Source organism: Streptomyces naganishii JCM 4654, from assembly GCF_014650575.1.
Lineage (GTDB): Bacteria > Actinomycetota > Actinomycetes > Streptomycetales > Streptomycetaceae > Streptomyces > Streptomyces naganishii.
Genome location: NZ_BMVF01000009.1, coordinates 200,520 through 216,625, shown reverse-complemented (window position 1 = coordinate 216,625; position 16,106 = coordinate 200,520). Strand labels below are relative to the sequence as shown.

The following is a 16,106-nucleotide window of genomic DNA, read 5'->3' as shown; positions in this document are numbered from 1 at the left end:
ACCTCCACCAGTCCGGCGGCAACCAGTACCAGCCACGGCCCGGTCAGGACGGCCGCCGCGACGTCCGCGAGGGCGTAGCCGACCCACCGCGTCCGCGCCGCCCACCGCTATCCGACCCGTTTCCAGCTCGCCGGGACCAGGCCGACGGGCGATGCGGCCGGCAGCCGTACCAGGGCTTGCCGGACCAAGGAACTGAGAGCCCACTCAGAGCTGCGCATGGCAGTCTCGGGTATTCCCCTTCTCCACCGAGCAGCCGACAGGACGGCGTCATGGACCCGCAGCCCGCACTCAAGCTCCCGCCCCTGCTGCGCGCGGACGGCACTCCCGCGCGGATCCTCGTCGTGGACGACGAGCCCGATGCGGAGTATGTAGTCACCACGGTGCTGCGGTATCAGGGCTGGCACGTCCGCAGTGCCGAAGACGGCGCCGGCGCCGTGGTCCTGGCCGAACGGTTCCGCCCGGACGCGGTGGTGCTGGATATGCTGCTACCCGACATCCAAGGCTCGGAAGTGGCACACCACATCCACGCACTCCTGCCCAGCGTGTGCGTGCTCTTCCTCACCGCCTGCGATGTCCTGGACGCGGACATATCGGCAGGCGACGCCTGCCTCACGAAGCCGGTCGGCCTCGCAGAGATCGTCACGCGCCTCCGGGCCATGCTGCGCCGTGCCGGCATGACCCGGCAGGAGGCGGATTCCGTCCGTGCCACACGTCGTCTGGTGGTCGCCGACCTGGCGATGGACGAGGAGGCCCGCGAGGTCACCCGCGGAGGCGAACCGGTGGACCTCACCTCCAACGAGTTCGCCCTGCTGCGCTTCCTGATGCGCAACCCCCACCGCGCGCACAGCACCGCAGAGATCCTCGACCAGGTCTGGTCCCACGACTTCGGCGACCGCTCCCGCGTCGTCGAACTGTGCATCGGCTACCTGCGGCAGAAGATCGACGCTGGCCGCGAGCCGCTCCTGCACACCGTGCCCGGTGCCGGCTACGTCCTCCGGCCAGAACTCCCGGAGCCGAGCCGGTCGGACGCCATCAGCGAGTCACTCCCGTCGGCGAGACCAACACCCAGCCGGGATGCTCCCGGGTCACTGACAAGTCCCAGGAAGGACAGCCCCGTCGATCGGAGCGCCACGATGAAACGCAACGCTGCTCGAGAACGTACAAAGGGGTGGAGTTCGTCCATGGAGACGTGGCCGAATATCTGGCCGAAGCCGTCCCGTTCGACGCCGCATACGCGATCGGGACGCTGGGGTTCATCGACCTCCATCGTTCACCGCCGGCGCTAATGCTGTAGTTCCACTGGCCGTGTTAGTCGTGCGTGATCCCCGTCTTGCTGGCTGCGATCGCAAATCCAGCGACCCCCGAGCGCCTCGCAGGAACACCTCTTACATGAGGATCCGAGCGCGTCATGCGCGCAAGCACAGTCGAACTCGAGACGAAGTCCCACCGGAGTGCTCCGGTGGGACTTCGTCTCGTGGCTCCGGACAGAGGCCCCGCCAGCGTGCTCCCCTGCGCGGCCTCGCCCTATCACCGGCTGTCACGGGCGCTGTCACACCTCTGTCACCAACTACGTCGACAGCCTCGGACATGATGCCCTGACCTGCTATTACGCACCCGCCCTGGACTGACGTGGACGCCCGGAGACGGTCTCTACAACCTGTGCCAGGTGGTACCCAGTGAGGGACCCAGGATCAGGACCGGAGCGTCTTCTGGCCCGTCGAAGCGGTATTGCAGGGTGTTCGGGGGTGTCTCACTCACGCCCCAGCCCCTCTCACGTCTCACGACCGCCCCTGCAACGGAGGTTACGACTGCAAGGTCCGACCAGATGGAACGACCTCCCGGGCCGCGTAGCGCTTCACCGATGCGTCAACTGGCCCGAAGGCCGACCGCCAGCGTCAGTTCAAGGACCCGGTGTGGCGAGGCGAGGTCCGGAAACAGCTCCCGCAGCTGCGACATCCGGTACCGGACCGTCTGGGGATGGACGAACAACGCCGCCGCCACCTCCTCCCGCCTGCCCTGGTGCAGCAGCCACGCCCGCAACGTCTCCTCCAGCCGCCGTGCGGTCGCCACAGGCAGGGTCCGCAGCGGTGCGAGGGCTCGGGCACGCAGGTCTGCGAACGCGTCCGCGTCGGCGCTCAGCACCAACTCGGGCAGGTGGTCCTCGGTGTCGCGGACATCCGGGGAGAGGGAGCGCGCGCGTGCGGCTCGTGCGTACGAGGATGACGCGCGAGTCCATGGCCGGGCCGGGCCGGCCACGGCGGTGCGGTCGGTCAGCTGCCGCAAGAGATGTGCTCGGTCGGCATCGGGGACGAGCAGCACACCGGTGGCGTCCGGCAGATCGTCGAGGACGAGGGTGCTCGGGTCGAGCGCGCGGTAGGCGGGCCGGGCCTGGGCGGCGGGCAGCAGGACCGCCGTCAGCGTAACCGGAGGCTGCCATCCGGCCCGTTGAGCAGACGCCAGCAGCACGTCCGGGCTCACGCCGGCGAGGAGGTCGCGGGCCAGGTGTTCCAGATGGCGCTCGTGGGCCCTGCCCCGGGCGGCCAGTTCGTCGGCGTGGCCCGCGGCGCTCGCGGCGGAGAGCTCGTCGATGTAGGCGAAGGTCAGCTCTGCGAACTTGGCGACCTCGGCTGCGGGCAGACCGGCGGGTACGGCGCCCGCCGCCAGGCATCGCCAGGCCACGCGGGCGCCGACGCGGTAGGCGCTGAGCAGGGCGTCCATCGAACGGCCGTCGCGCACCTCGCCGCGGCCCAGCTCGTAGGCCGCGTCACCGCCGTCGCCGCCCGTGGCGTTCCCGCTCGCGAGGTCCAGGTAGTGCCCGAGGGCGGTGCGAACGGCTCGGCGGATGGTGGCGCCCATGTGACCCGAGAGGGCGTTGGCGTAGGAAGGGACCTCGTCGATGATCGCCTGGACCACCTCGTCGGCGGTGGTCTTCAGCGCGGCCCGAAGTGCGGTGACCGTCGTCTCATCCAGGGCCAGCTCGCTGGCCCTCTGGGTCACACGACTCACGTTTTTATTCCCTGCGAACAATTGCACCCACCAGATTCACGTCCTACGGTCAGGACTTTACGCCCTGAGACGCAGCAAGCTGGAGTCATGACGAGTGCAGCCCTGCGCAGCAGGGCGTGGAAACTGCTGGAGATGGTCACGACACCGCTGCTGCCGTCGGACTACCTCGACCTGGTCAGCCCACTGCGTGCGGGCGCCGACCTGCGGGGGCGCATCGAGGCCGTGCGCCCCGAGACGGGTGACGCCGCGACGGTCGTGATCAGGCCGGGACGGGGCTGGCGCGGCCACACAGCCGGTCAGTACGTGCGGATCGGGGTCGACGTCGACGGCGTACGCCTGTGGCGTGCCTATTCCATCACCTCGCCGACGAACCGCCAGGACGGCCGCGTCGCGATCACCGTGAAGGCGATCCCGGACGGCAAGGTCAGCAACCACCTGGTCCGCAGGGCGAGACCGGGCACGCTGATCCAGCTCGACCAGGCGACCGGTGACTTCGTGCTGCCGCCGGCCAAGCCCGCCAAGGTGCTCTACCTGACGGCCGGCAGCGGCATCACGCCCGTGATGGGCATGCTGCGCGACACCGAGTTCGACGACGTCGTCATGGTCCACTGCGCGCCACGGGCGCAGGACGTCATCTTCCGAGACGAACTGCACGATCTGGTCGCGGACGAGAAGCTGCGGCTCATCGAGGTGCACACCGACACGGACGGCATGCTCGACATCGCCCGTCTCGACGAACTCGTGCCCGACTGGGCCGAGCGCGAGACCTGGGCCTGCGGGCCCGCGGGCCTGCTTGACGCCGCCGAAGAGCACTGGAGCGGGCACGGCGTCCAAGTGCGCCTGCACACCGAACGCTTCCGCCCCAAAATCGTCGTCGCCGGCGACGGCGGCGAGGTCACGTTCAGCGCCACCGGCAAGACCGTCGACGCGGACGGCGCCACGCCGTTGCTGGACGTCGGCGAGGAGGCCGGCGTGCTCATGCCGTCCGGGTGCCGTATGGGCATCTGCTTCGGCTGCGTCACGCCACTCAAGGCGGGCGCCGTCCGCGACCTGCGCACCGGCGAGATCACCGAGGCCGAGCCGGGCGTCCTCATCCAGACCTGTGTGTCCGCCGCGGCGGGCCCTTGCGACATCGAACGGTAGGAGCACCTTGACCGCCATTGACCCCACCGCCCACCTGACGGCGGAGCAGATCGAGGAGCTCGGCCGCGAGCTGGACGCGATCCGTGACGAGGTGATCGCCGGCCGCGGCGAGAAGGACGCCGCCTACATCCGCAAGGTCATCTCGGCGCAGCGCAAGCTGGAGTTGGTCAGCAGGGGCGTGCTGCTGTTCTCGATGTTCCCGCCCGCGTGGCTGCTCGGCACCGCCGGTCTGTCCGTGGCGAAGATCATGGACAACATGGAGATCGGCCACAACATCCTGCACGGCCAGTGGGACTGGATGCGGGACCCGAAGATCCACTCCACGACCTGGGAGTGGGATCACGTCTCGCCGGCCGACCAGTGGAAGCACTCGCACAACGAGCTGCACCACACGTACACCAACGTGATCGGCAAGGACAACGACCTCGGCTACGGCATCATGCGCGTCGACGAGGACCAGGAGTGGCACCCGTTCCACCTCGGTCAGCCGCTGTGGAACTTCGTCAACGCCTGCTTCTTCGAGTACGGCATCGCGGCGTACGACCTGGAGCTCGGCAAGAACCTGCACAAGCGGCGCCGCAAGAACCCGGAGTTCCGCGCGCGGGCCAAGGCCGTGGGCCGCAAGATCCGCAAGCAGGTGCTCAAGGACTACGTGATCCACCCCCTGCTGTCGGGCCCGTCGTTCCTCACCACGCTCGCCGCCACGTTCACCGCGAACCTGGTCCGCAACATCTGGTCCCACTCGGTGATCATGTGCGGGCACTTCCCCGAGGGCGTGCAGGTCTTCGAGCGCCGGTCGATCAACGGCGAGACGCGCGGCCAGTGGTACCTGCGCCAGATGATGGGCTCGGCGAACATCAGCGGCAGCAGGGCCATGCACTTCATGACCGGCAACCTGTCGCACCAGATCGAGCACCACCTGTTCCCGGACCTGCCGAGCAACCGGTACGCCGAGGTCGCGGTGAAGGTGCGCGCGCTGTTCGAGAAGTACGAGCTGGAGTACGTCACCGGACCGCTGCCCAAACAGGTGTTCTCCGCGTGGCGCAAGGTCTTCCGGCTCTCGCTGCCGAACAGGAAGCCCGAGGTCAAGACGCCGGACCGTGAGCACGAGCTCGTCGCCGCCTGATGGGTACAAGCGCCTGGCTCACGAACCCGAGGCCAGGCGCCCTTGTCCGCGGGCTCCGGAATCGCCACGCACTGAGGCTGGACATCAGGACCGACTCGTCGCCCGGTTTCACCTCGTGCACATCGGCGACCGCCCCCGGACGCCTGCTCGGGTGTGGCTCAGGCGTCGATGATGACGGGGATGATGAGAGGCTTGCGGCGGTGGGTGCGGAACGCCCAGTTCGCCACGGCGCGGGCGAGGAGTTGTTCGAGCTGGCGCGCGTCCCCGACACCTTCCTCGGCCGCGGTGGCCAGGGTCTTCTCGATGACGGGGATGACCGGCTCGAAGGTGGCGTCGTCATGGACGAAGCCCCGGGCCAGGAAGTCGGGTGCCTCGGCGAGGGCGCCGGTGTCCGCGTCGACGATCGCCACCACCGTGACCACGCCTTCGGCGGCGAGGGTGAGGCGGTCCTTGAGGGACGCTTCGGTGGCGCCGCCGACCTCCATGCCGTCCACGTAGACGTTGCCGGCGGGGACCTTGCCGGTGATGGACGCGCGCCCGTCGACGAGGTCGACGACGACGCCGTCCTCGGCGATGACGACCCGGTCGGGGTCGACACCGGTACGGATGGCGAGGTCGGCGTTGGCCCGCAGGTGACGCCATTCGCCGTGCACAGGCATGACGTTGCGGGGCTTGACGATGTTGTAGCAGTAGACGAGTTCGCCGGCGCTGGCGTGCCCGGAGACGTGCACCTTGGCGTTGCCCTTGTGGACCACGTGGGCGCCCCACCGGGTGAGTCCGTTGATCACCCGGTAGATGGCGTTCTCGTTGCCGGGGATGAGGGAGCTGGCGAGCAGGACGGTGTCGCCCTTGCCGATGCGGATCAGGTGGTCGCGGTTGGCCATCCGTGACAGCGCGGCCATCGGTTCGCCCTGGGAGCCGGTGCACACCAGAGTGATCTTGTGGTCCGGGAGCTTCTCCAGCTCCTTCGTGCTCACGACCAGACCGGAGGGGACCTTCAGATAGCCCAGGTCACGGGCGATGCCCATGTTGCGGACCATCGACCGGCCGACGAAGGCGACCTTGCGGCCGTGCTGGTGGGCGGCGTCCAGGACCTGCTGGATGCGGTGCACGTGGCTGGCGAAGCTGGAGACGATGACCCGGCGTGGCGCGGTGCGCATCACCTGCTCGATCGCCGGGTTCAGCTCCCGCTCGGAGGTGGTGAAGCCGGGTACTTCGGCGTTGGTGGAGTCGGTGAGGAACAGGTCCACGCCCTCCTCGCCGAGGCGGGCGAAGGCGCGCAGATCGGTGATGCGGTCATCGAGGGGAAACTGGTCCATCTTGAAGTCGCCGGTGTGCAGCACCATCCCGGCCCGGGTGCGGATGGCGACCGCGAGGCTGTCCGGGATGGAGTGGTTGACCGCCACGAACTCGCAGTCGAAGGGCCCGAAGCCACGCCGGTCGCCCTCCCGCACCCGCACCGTGCGCGGCCGGATGCCGTGTTCCTTGAGCTTGGCCTCCAGGAAAGCCAGCGTCAGCTTGGAGCCGACGACGGGAATGTCGGACCGCTCGCGCAGCAGGTACGGCACGCCGCCGATGTGGTCCTCGTGGCCGTGGGTGAGTACCACGGCCACGATGTCGTCCAGCCGGTCCCGGATCGAGGTGAAGTCCGGCAGGATCACATCCACCCCGGGCTGGGTCTCCTCGGGGAACAGCACGCCGCAGTCGACGATGAGCAGCTTGCCCGCGTGCTCGAAGACGGTCATGTTGCGGCCGATCTCACCCAGGCCGCCCAGGGCGATGACCCGCAGCCCTCCTTCAGGCAGGGCAGGGGCGGCTTTCAGCTCGGGGTGCGGATGACTCATACCCTGACGGTACCCGGAGAGCGGGACAGGTGATCCATTGCCTGTTCGATCTCTTCCTCCCGACAGGGTCGGGGCACCACAACGGGTGTCCGGGGACGATCCGATGACGCCGGCGGCCGGACAGGGAGGGATCAAGGCGGTACCGTCTTCGGTGGGTCTCCCGTGAGCCCGGTGGTACCGGCGAGGATCTCGTGCCTCTTGTCGTGGTGGCCGGCCTCCGCGGCCTCCCGGTGCGCCTCGCCGCTGGGCCACTCGGTGTACGGCAGTGCCCGAGTGCCGTCGGCGCTGTGCCGGAAGTGCGAATGTCTACTCCAGCGAGCATAGATTTGCTGCGGCTCGACGATGAGGTCTCCCACTGAGCCGATCCGCGAATACTGGGGCCGTCCGCGGCGCAGGTCCGACGCACGGATGAGACCCAGAGCCGCCCGCGGAGCTTCCCGTGGCAGCGTCGACCGGCGCGGCGCGTCGACCGGCGCGGCGCGTCGACCGGCGCGGCGCGTCGACCGCGATTCCTCAGCCCGCTCCGGCGAGCACGGTGGCTCGGGTGGGTTGGCGGGCGGGGCGCAGGGTCGGGTAGGCAAGGGCCGGGCATGAACGATCCGCAGACGAGTGCCTCGAAGCACGCCCCTGGCTCACAGCCGCCGCACATGCGCACCCCCGGCCTGTAGTGCGGCACCAGGGGAGCTCAGGGGAGCCGTATGCGCCCGTCTCGCCCGGTTGCGCCATCGTCCAAGCCGCCCGGGCGGGCCGGTGCATAGAATCCGACCCCATGCCGAAGCTTGACGAGTTGCTCGTTGCGATAGCTGCCCTTGTGGAGTCCGGGCAGAGCAATCAGATGTCCCTGACCGTGGTCACCAGTGGTGCTGTCATCACCGGTCGGCTGGCTCCGGAAGCCATGTGGAGGCAGAGGGTGTCCGAGGTGCTGACGGACTCCGCCGACCTGGGCGAGTTCTCCGCCGTCTTCGACACCCCCGCGAGGAAGGAGGGACCGCCCACGCATCTGCATTTCCACGTCGCCCGGATCCTGCAGGGCACGGTGGGGATCCCGGAGACAGGCGGGATGTACCGCGTCGCGATCGAGGACGTCAGTGCCTGGACCGTGGGCGACTTCAGCTACTCCGACCACTGACTCACCGACCCACGGCACACAGTGAGGCCCCACCGGCACGCTTCCGTTCTAGTGGTCGTCGCAACACCCCAGTCCAAGGGGTGCGATGCACTTCGAGATCCGGAAGGATCGGCGGCCTCAGGAAGTCGGACCCCGAGCGGGAGGAACACGTTCGGCTCGAGGATCTTGGAATAGAGAACACGGAAGCCTGTCGGATCATCGGCATTAACCGCCGCACCCGAGCGTTGGCTCTACGGCCGGCAGGCATCCGGGAGGTACAGGGTAGCCCCGCCCATCGTGGACACGGGGCTGCCCTGGCAAGCGCCCGAACCCCCGGCTGACCCCGAGGAACCCGTCGGCCCGTCGCGCTACCTCACCGAGGCCGACCGGGGCGACTACAGCATCCAGCGCGGTCGCCCCAACCCCGACGGCCGACTCCTCGGACAAGTCACTTCCCCGACCCGCCGAAAGCGAGCCTACGCCACCCCACCAGACACCTTGACAAACACAGAGGCCCCCAAGGGCACGACCTATCCCGCCACACCCGCGAGGACCTGGACGCCGCCGCCACCGAACTCAACTGCCGCCCACGCAAAAGGCTCGACTGGGAGACCCCAGCCGAGCGTCTGTGCAAACTGCTCGCGGCTTGATCAACTCACCGCAGTGTTGCTACGGCCCCTGGAATTCGCCCACGCCGGTGGAGCCTCACTGCCGGTTCGGCTCACACCTGTCCGTATGTCAGGCGGACAGGGGGAGAGCCGAGCGTTGCGGACGCCCGCTGGTACGGGCCGGCCATGGGCGCGGTTGCGGCGGCGGGGCGGGTGCGGCAGGTGAAGCCGAGTCGGGTCATGGCCCTGAGGACTTCGCCGGTGCTGAAATCACGGCGGTCCTGGCGGGTGACGACCTGGCCGACCTGCTTGGCGGGGTAGTGGCGTCGTCCGATGATGACGAACTCACCGGTCACCAGCTCAGGTGTGATGCCCTTCATCGATTCCACCACGCCGCTCTTGGTCAGGTCGAACGGGAAGCGGGCGATGACACAGCGCATGATGCCTCCAGGGAGAAGGGAAGACGGGGCCGGGCAGGGGTGACGGCGGTTCAGCGAGAGAGGGCGAGGACGCCCAGAGCGTTGCCGTGTCCGTCGATCACGGGCGGGGCCCCGAGCCGGCGGCAGCGCATCGCACGCTCGGCTTCGGCCCTCGTGGCCAGCGGCGAGGCGAAGGGCCCGATGACGTCGGCGACGTCACGCAGGCGGATCCGGTCCGTGTATCCGGAGCCGTCACGAACGGCCGTGAGCCGGTCCCGGGTGACCAGGCCGGTGCGCAGACCGTCCTCGTCGCAGACGACCAGCTGACCTGTACGGGCGGCGGCCATCACGGACAGTGCCACCTCCACGGTCATGTCCTCCCAGACCTGCGGTCCGGCCGCGTCCGCGGGATCGGCCGCCGTCTGCACGGCGTTGGTACGTGTTGAGCGGAACTGCGTCTGGTCCAGCGTCAAAGGGTGCCTCCTGCGAAGTTGGGCGGGCTTCCTGACACGAAGGTTCTATGCCGCCGCACCGGCGGTGGACTGCCGTACGAGCGCACGGCGAGCCGCCGAGACGGGGCGGCGCCGACCGCGTGAGGTGGCGCCGCGCTTCTTGGGGCGTTCGACCACCGGTGCGGTGATGACGACCGGGATGCCGGAGGGTGCCTGAGCACCGGTGATGCGGTGCAGGGCCTCTTCGCCGACACGGACCTGGGTGGTCTGCGGGACGATGCCGGCCGCTGCCATGAGGCGGGTCATGCCGCGGCGCTGGTTGGGGGTGACCAGGGTGACGACGCTGCCGGACTCTCCTGCGCGGGCGGTACGGCCGCCGCGGTGGAGGTAGTCCTTGTGGTCGGTCGGCGGGTCGACGTTGACGACGAGGTCGAGGTTGTCGACGTGGATGCCGCGCGCCGCGACGTTGGTCGCTACCAGCACGTTGACGTGTCCGGTCTTGAACTGTGCCAGTGTGCGGGTGCGCTGGGGCTGTGACTTCCCGCCGTGCAGGGCGGCGGCCCGTACCCCGCTGTTCAGGAGGTGCTCGGTGAGGCCGTCGACGGCGTGCTTGGTGTCGAGGAACATGATCACGCGGCCGTCGCGTGCGGCGATCTGGGTGGTGGCCGTGTGCTTGTCGGCGCCGTGGATGTGGAGCACGTGGTGCTCCATCGTCGTGACCGCGCCGGCCGAGGGGTCGACGGAGTGCACGACGGGGTCGCTGAGGTAGCGGCGCACGAGCAGGTCGACGTTGCGGTCGAGAGTGGCGGAGAACAGCATGCGCTGCCCCTCGGGGCGGACCTGGTCGAGCAGGGCGGTGACCTGCGGCATGAAGCCCATGTCGGCCATCTGGTCGGCCTCGTCGAGGACGGTGATGGAAACCTGGTTCAGTCGGCAGTCGCCACGGTCGATGAGGTCTTTGAGGCGTCCCGGCGTGGCGACGACGATCTCGGCGCCGGCGCGCAGCGCGCTCGCCTGTCGGCCGATCGGCATTCCGCCCACCACCGTGGCCAGCCGTAGCCTCACGGAGCGGGCGTACGGGGCGAGCGCGTCGGTGACCTGCTGCGCCAGCTCACGCGTCGGTACGAGGATCAGCCCCAGCGGCTGCCTCGCCTCGGCGCGCTGCCCGGCCGTACGAGCCAGCAGCGCCAGCCCGAAGGCGAGGGTCTTGCCGGAACCGGTACGACCACGGCCCAGTACGTCCCGGCCGGCGAGGGAATTCGGCAGGGTCGCGGCCTGGATCGGGAACGGCACGGTCACGCCTTGCGAGCTGAGCGCGCCCAGCAGCGCTCCGGGCATGTCGAGATCGGCGAAGCCCTCCACGGCGGGAAGCGCGGGAGTGATCGTCCTGGGCAGCGCGAACTCCCCCTGGACCGCGGCGGGCCGACGGCCGTAGCCACCGGAACGGCCCGGCCCGCCGGAACGGCTCCTGGCCGACGAACCGAATCGGCTGCCGCCCCTTCCGGATTCGGCACTGCCGTTACGGGTGCGGGTGGAGCGGTCGTTCGTGCGTGTGCGGTTCATGCGGAACCTTCCTCGATGCGGCACATATCAAGGAATTCCCGCAGCAATGAGCAGCACAGAGAATTGCAAGAATGGACCGGTGGAATGCGAAAGCGAATCTGACCGACGAAAAATCCGTGCGGCACAGGAGTTGGAAAGAGTGGCGCGAAGCGGACGCGGTGTTCAAGCAATCCGCCGCGATGAAGGGATGCGTGCACCCCTGAAGGATGCCCCGTATGCGGTGAGCCTACGGGTTTCCTGGTTGTCGTCCGCAGGCGAAACCACTGCGGAAAATGCGAGTAGCTGGGGCCCGCACCCCGAAGGACGCGGGCCCCAGCTACAGTACGCTACAGTCAGCGTCAGGCGATGACGATGTTCTCGGCCGTCGGGCCCTTCTGGCCCTGCGCGATGTCGAAGGTCACCTTCTGGCCCTCCAGCAGCTCGCGGAAGCCCTGGGCGGCAATGTTCGAGTAGTGGGCGAACACATCAGCGCCGCCACCGTCCTGCTCGATGAAGCCGAAGCCCTTTTCCGCGTTGAACCACTTCACAGTACCAGAAGCCATATCATTTCTCCTTTGGGGCAGTGCATCGGGATCCGCACTGCGCGGGCCCCGTGTCGCCGCGATGATCACCCCGCCGGGAAAAGACCGGGTAACAAAAGTGCTTCCAGTGGCACAGGCGCCACCCGGAGGGCACTTGAAGTTTGGGAACCACAACTGCAACTGAGATCGACAGTAGCACGCCGAAGCGGCCTGTGTACGGTGAAGAATCCCATCCCACTTAATGCGGTAGAGAATCTGTCTGCCTGTCCCGTTGAAACCTCAGCTCGCGGGCACAGATTTTGACCCAGCCGGAGCGCAACGTTTCGGAAAGATTGCGGGGACAACGCAGTGTCTCAACCCGGCTCCAGTTCGGCGGTGCCACCGACCCGAGCCAACCGCATCTGGGCCATTCCCCCCAGGTGAGTCCCCCGGCTACGCCCCGCCCGCAATGCGCGCACGGGCATGCGCACGTCGCGGGCCACTGCACGGGACGCGCGAGTGGATAGCGCGAGTGCCGGTGAAGCGGTCAGATCGCGGGACTCATCGACTCAGCCGCCGCTCTTGCGCCTGAACGACCGCTGGCTCGCAGCCGGGCCGTGCGCCGAACGCACCCTGGACGCATCGGACTTGGCGGCAGTATCAGCGACGTCCGCCTGCGCACCGCGCTTGCGCGCCAGGGCTTCACGGAACTTCCGCTTGAGGTCGTAGTTGCCGTCGCTGTCCGGCTCCAGAGGGGACGTCTCCGGGGCATCCGGCTCCGAACCTTCCGTAGATGCGGGCTCTGTGGTCATGGTGACCTCCTGGGTTCGGGGATGGGCAAGCACAGCTTGTCATGCCGAGCGCAGTGCCAGGGCCCGACAACGTCATCCTGCTCCGTTTCGGCGGGCATCCCCCTCGCGGCCAAAGGCGTTGACTTCGTAGGTGAGACGCACAGGACGGCTTCGGGCCGGACCGAGGATTGTCGATCCCCGCGGCCGCGGAAGGGAGCGTTGGTGTTCTTGGGACGGGGGACGGCGGGACCGCCGTCAAGCGAGATTTCGGAGGGAGTCCTGGCGCCGGTGATCCGGCTCAGTTCCGCCTCGCCGAGCACACCTTGGTGACGCTCGGCTCGATGCCGGCCCCGGCCATCATGCGGCTCGCCTCGCGGCGCATCCTCGACAACACCTTCTACCGCGCTTGGTGGGAATCCCGCCCGGAACTGCACCCGAACCTCGACTGAGCGACCCCCGGCAAACCGAGTTGATATGGGGCTGAAGAGGGGTCGGCTCGGCGAGGTGGCTCCTGAACACGTGCGGTCGTCGCTGACGATCAGGATTCGGCCGACGCCCGAGGTGCTCAGTCAGGCTGAGGTCTTCGGCTGCGCCCCGCCCTCGGCGCGCAGTCGCTCGTTGATGCGCTGGGCTTCTTCGAGCTGGTCTTCGAGAACGACGATGCGGCAGGCGGCCTCTATGGGCGTGCCCCCGTCGACGAGTTCGCGGGCGCGGGCCGCGATGCGCAACTGGTAGCGGGAGTAGCGGCGGTGGCCGCCTTCGGAGCGCAGAGGCGTGATCAGGCGATGTTCGCCGAGGGCGCGGAGGAAGGCGGGGGTGGTGCCGAGCATCTCGGCGGCCCGGCCCATGGTGTAGGCGGGGTAGTCGTCATCGTCGAGATTGTCGACGGGACGGGGACCGGCAGGGGGCATAGACCTCTTCTTTCGCGGACGCGTCGGGGGGCCCGGGTGCCGTGCCGGCACCCGGGCCCCGAGCTTTCAACACCATCTACCGGCACACTGCGCCGGCCTTCTTGGTCCGCAGGGCCGCCTGGGAGGGCGGGGCTGCGGGGATCGCGGATGCGTGACCGGGGACCACCTTCCAATCCGGGGCCTGCGGTACCCGAGCGGACTGCTTCCTCGCCCGGGCGATCCTGATGGCGTTCTGCTCCTTACCTTCGGTTACTCGGTTGTACTGCTGGATACCGCGGGTACTGCTTACGACCCCTCGGGGTCGTGTCCTTCTCGACCTGCTCGTACGGCAGTTCATGTCTGCCGTACCCACTTCGACTTCCTGAGTACGACATCAGAGTAGCCCCACGATGAGTCAATGTCTACTCTCGCCACAACAGATTTCCTTCAACGCGGATGCGCACGTCCCTACTGCCCGCACACCCGGAAGAGTGCTGTCCGGGGGCGCGGCGACGCGAGTGACGTCACCTGCACTGCGGCAGCACGGCACCCTTCCCGACGCCCGAAGCATCACCGGCATCCGGGACGCGCACCCGATCGGCTGACCGTGGGCGCTTGCCGGAGCCAGGTTGGGGGAAGGGGACGTCGGCGCGGCCGCAGCCTGGCCGCCCCTGGGGTGTCAGCCTGCCAGGGCCGCACCGTGTCGTACTGCCGGCGGCCCGGAGCCGGCACAGGTGTCAGGTGCCGGACCTGAACGCGCCACGGGGCCACACGACATCGACGGCCAACCCGGCCAGGCGGGCCGCGGCCACCATGTCCGCCGTACCGCCGCCACGTCCCGTGGGGGCGCTGCCGTCCCAAACGGCGACGAGGCGGTCCGCTCCCTGGAGAAGCCGACGATTGGCCGCTTCGTAGGCGGCTTGGCCCGCGTGTTCGTACGGAAGGACCACCACTTCGGCAGCCGCCTCGCGCAGCGCGTCGAACTCGGCGAGATCCGTGGGGCGGACCACCGCTTCCCTGTAGTCCCGGGACGGGATGATCGCCGATAGCCGGCCTCCGAGCGAGAGGATCTCCTCGGCAAAGAGCGTGTCGGCACCGCGGGCCAGGCACGAGCGCCCCACCAGCGTGTCGTCACGCAGGTCGGCCAGGAGCTCACGGAGGTCTGCGCGGATCCGCCCCGCTGCTTCGTCGGCCAGGTCCATGTGACCGGTGACGGCGATAGTGACCATGCGACAACCCGCTTCCGGCCCAGGCGATTTGCCCTTCACCTTAACCCGCTCCGGTGGCGAAGAGAGCGGGCGACAGCGGGTGTCTCCGCCGTCACAGCGCGGCGGCGGCGAAGCCCAGGAGGTAGGCCACGGCGAAGAGGAGAGGGATCCAGCGTTCTACACGGTTGAGCGGGAGATAGACGCGCCAGTCCCGTCCCTCACCGAGGGCGCGCCATTCGGCCGCCACGAAGGCGCGGGCCGGCAAGCGCTCCTCGAACGCTCCGATCACCTCGAACTTGCCTTTGTTCAACTGCTGGTAGGAACGGACGGTGATCCACCAGGTGGCGCACATGCCCAGAAGGACCAGAAGGGCCGCGAGCGCGAGCGAGACCGGAGTTCCGCGTTGGTGCTCCTGGGACAGCCAGGTGCTGAGGAAGACGAGGAGGGTGCTGTGGAGGGTCAGGAAGAAGGTGTTGGCGAGATTGCGCCGGGCGCTGACCCGGTCGGCCATCTCCACGCAGAGCTTGTACTGCTCGAAGACCGCGGCGTGATACGTCGCGGCCGAGTCGCGGAAGTTCTCCGCACCGATGTTCTCGTTCCACAACGAGTCACTGACTGCGGCCATGCCGGCATCTCCCCTGTCGTTCGTCACCGTGCGCTCGTACAGGCCAGGGCCGCGACTGACGGGCGACGGCCACGAGGCGCCCGCGCGTCGTTCACAGCGGTGCGCACCCCGTTCCTCACACCGCGTCCTGGACATGATGGTGGGTCTGCCACGCGGTGACGCGCCTGACGATGAGGACAAAGAGCAGGCCGGCCGCCACGTAGAGCGCTGTGAGCAGGGTGGACATGTTGGCGTTGGACAGTACGTCCTGCTCGTCGTCGAACCTCGAGGACATGCGCCATTGGATCGGCTTGACGACGAAGTTGGCGACCAGGAACAGTGCCCACCATGCGGTGACCAAGGTGACGGGTACGGACCGCCGGGGGGCACTGGCCCGCCAGACGTCCGACACGACCTGGTACGGGATCCACAGGTTGGCCACTGGGGCGATCCAGCTGCCCACCACCCATCCCCGGGCCCGGCGGTGCGCGGCGGCACCGTTCATCAGCTCGGAGTTGATTCGGGCCCGCCACAGCCAGACGAGGCACGCGACGCCGGCCGCGAACCATACCAACGCCGACACCCAGACCGACCCCAGGTCCGCCAGGGCATCGGAGTCGGTGGCCAGCACCTCCGCAGCCGTCGCCCTCCCGGCCAGGAAGTCGTGGACGACAAGGTAGACACGCCAGTTGGCCACTGTGAGCAGTACCTCGTGCACGAGTGCCAACGAGACCAGAACCGTCGCAGCGGTGGCCGCGCCGGTCACCGCTCTGGGCCGCTCCGCACCGGCCTGGCTCACGTGCGTCGGCAGGCTCTGCTGTGAACCGTCCATGATCCTCCCCCG

At 68.6% G+C, this 16,106-nt stretch carries 14 protein-coding genes and 3 pseudogenes; 5 read left to right on the top strand and 12 right to left on the bottom strand.

What is annotated here, in order from left to right; all coding sequences use genetic code 11:
• Positions 1-269: 269 nt before the first annotated feature.
• A pseudogene (locus tag IE217_RS18765) lies at positions 270-1,007 on the top strand (response regulator transcription factor); the annotation flags it as partial.
• Between the two features lie 859 nt (positions 1,008-1,866).
• Here IE217_RS18765 and IE217_RS18760 read toward each other — a convergent pair.
• Entirely contained in the window at positions 1,867-3,006 is a 1,140-nt protein-coding gene (locus tag IE217_RS18760; protein WP_190179041.1) for a PucR family transcriptional regulator, read from the bottom strand.
• Positions 3,007-3,093: 87 nt separating this feature from the next.
• Here IE217_RS18760 and IE217_RS18755 point away from each other — a divergent pair, with 87 nt between their 5' ends.
• Positions 3,094-4,149 carry a ferredoxin reductase gene (locus IE217_RS18755; protein ID WP_190179040.1) on the top strand — a complete coding sequence of 352 codons (1,056 nt, stop codon included), beginning with the start codon at positions 3,094-3,096 and terminating at the stop codon, positions 4,147-4,149.
• A gap of 7 nt (positions 4,150-4,156) precedes the next feature.
• On the top strand, positions 4,157-5,275 hold the full coding sequence (locus IE217_RS18750; RefSeq protein WP_190179039.1) for a fatty acid desaturase family protein: 1,119 nt from the start codon (positions 4,157-4,159) through the stop codon (positions 5,273-5,275).
• A gap of 158 nt (positions 5,276-5,433) precedes the next feature.
• On the opposite strand, the gene IE217_RS18745 is transcribed toward IE217_RS18750, so the two are convergent.
• Entirely contained in the window at positions 5,434-7,119 is a 1,686-nt protein-coding gene (locus IE217_RS18745; protein WP_190179038.1) for a ribonuclease J, read from the bottom strand.
• A 769-nt stretch (positions 7,120-7,888) separates the two neighbouring features.
• On the opposite strand from IE217_RS18745, the gene IE217_RS18740 reads away from it, so the two are divergent.
• Together IE217_RS18740 and IE217_RS35535 are read left to right on the top strand one after the other, a co-directional pair.
• Entirely contained in the window at positions 7,889-8,248 is a 360-nt protein-coding gene (locus IE217_RS18740) for a GvpU-like protein (RefSeq protein WP_190179037.1), read from the top strand.
• A 494-nt stretch (positions 8,249-8,742) separates the two neighbouring features.
• Positions 8,743-8,877: pseudogene (locus tag IE217_RS35535) on the top strand (IS30 family transposase); the annotation flags it as partial.
• A gap of 71 nt (positions 8,878-8,948) precedes the next feature.
• Here the strand turns inward: IE217_RS35535 and IE217_RS18735 are convergent.
• From IE217_RS18735 to IE217_RS18695, 10 genes and pseudogenes are all read right to left on the bottom strand, one after another.
• Entirely contained in the window at positions 8,949-9,275 is a 327-nt protein-coding gene (locus tag IE217_RS18735) for an SCO5918 family protein (protein ID WP_190179036.1), read from the bottom strand.
• 50 nt (positions 9,276-9,325) lie between these two features.
• Entirely contained in the window at positions 9,326-9,727 is a 402-nt protein-coding gene (locus tag IE217_RS18730) for a CBS domain-containing protein (RefSeq protein ID WP_190179035.1), read from the bottom strand.
• A gap of 45 nt (positions 9,728-9,772) precedes the next feature.
• Complete coding sequence (locus tag IE217_RS18725) at positions 9,773-11,269, bottom strand: DEAD/DEAH box helicase (protein ID WP_190179034.1); 1,497 nt, start codon at positions 11,267-11,269, stop codon at positions 9,773-9,775.
• Positions 11,270-11,607: 338 nt separating this feature from the next.
• Positions 11,608-11,811, bottom strand: a complete 204-nt coding sequence (locus tag IE217_RS18720) for a cold-shock protein (protein ID WP_190179033.1) — start codon at positions 11,809-11,811, stop codon at positions 11,608-11,610.
• Positions 11,812-12,338: 527 nt separating this feature from the next.
• Positions 12,339-12,581: a DUF5302 domain-containing protein gene (locus IE217_RS18715; RefSeq protein WP_190179032.1), complete on the bottom strand. Its 243-nt coding sequence runs from the start codon at positions 12,579-12,581 to the stop codon at positions 12,339-12,341.
• Between the two features lie 155 nt (positions 12,582-12,736).
• Positions 12,737-12,954: pseudogene (locus IE217_RS34720) on the bottom strand (DEAD/DEAH box helicase); the annotation flags it as partial.
• A gap of 175 nt (positions 12,955-13,129) precedes the next feature.
• Positions 13,130-13,471, bottom strand: coding sequence for a MerR family transcriptional regulator (locus tag IE217_RS18710; RefSeq protein WP_190179031.1), 342 nt, complete (start codon positions 13,469-13,471; stop codon positions 13,130-13,132).
• A 716-nt stretch (positions 13,472-14,187) separates the two neighbouring features.
• Positions 14,188-14,679, bottom strand: coding sequence for a hypothetical protein (locus IE217_RS18705; RefSeq protein ID WP_190179030.1), 492 nt, complete (start codon positions 14,677-14,679; stop codon positions 14,188-14,190).
• A 91-nt stretch (positions 14,680-14,770) separates the two neighbouring features.
• The gene (locus tag IE217_RS18700; RefSeq protein WP_190179029.1) at positions 14,771-15,283 is read right to left on the bottom strand and encodes a RipA family octameric membrane protein; all 513 of its coding nucleotides are present in this window, start codon (positions 15,281-15,283) and stop codon (positions 14,771-14,773) included.
• A 115-nt stretch (positions 15,284-15,398) separates the two neighbouring features.
• Positions 15,399-16,094: a DUF4328 domain-containing protein gene (locus tag IE217_RS18695; RefSeq protein ID WP_229865381.1), complete on the bottom strand. Its 696-nt coding sequence runs from the start codon at positions 16,092-16,094 to the stop codon at positions 15,399-15,401.
• Positions 16,095-16,106: the final 12 nt, after the last annotated feature.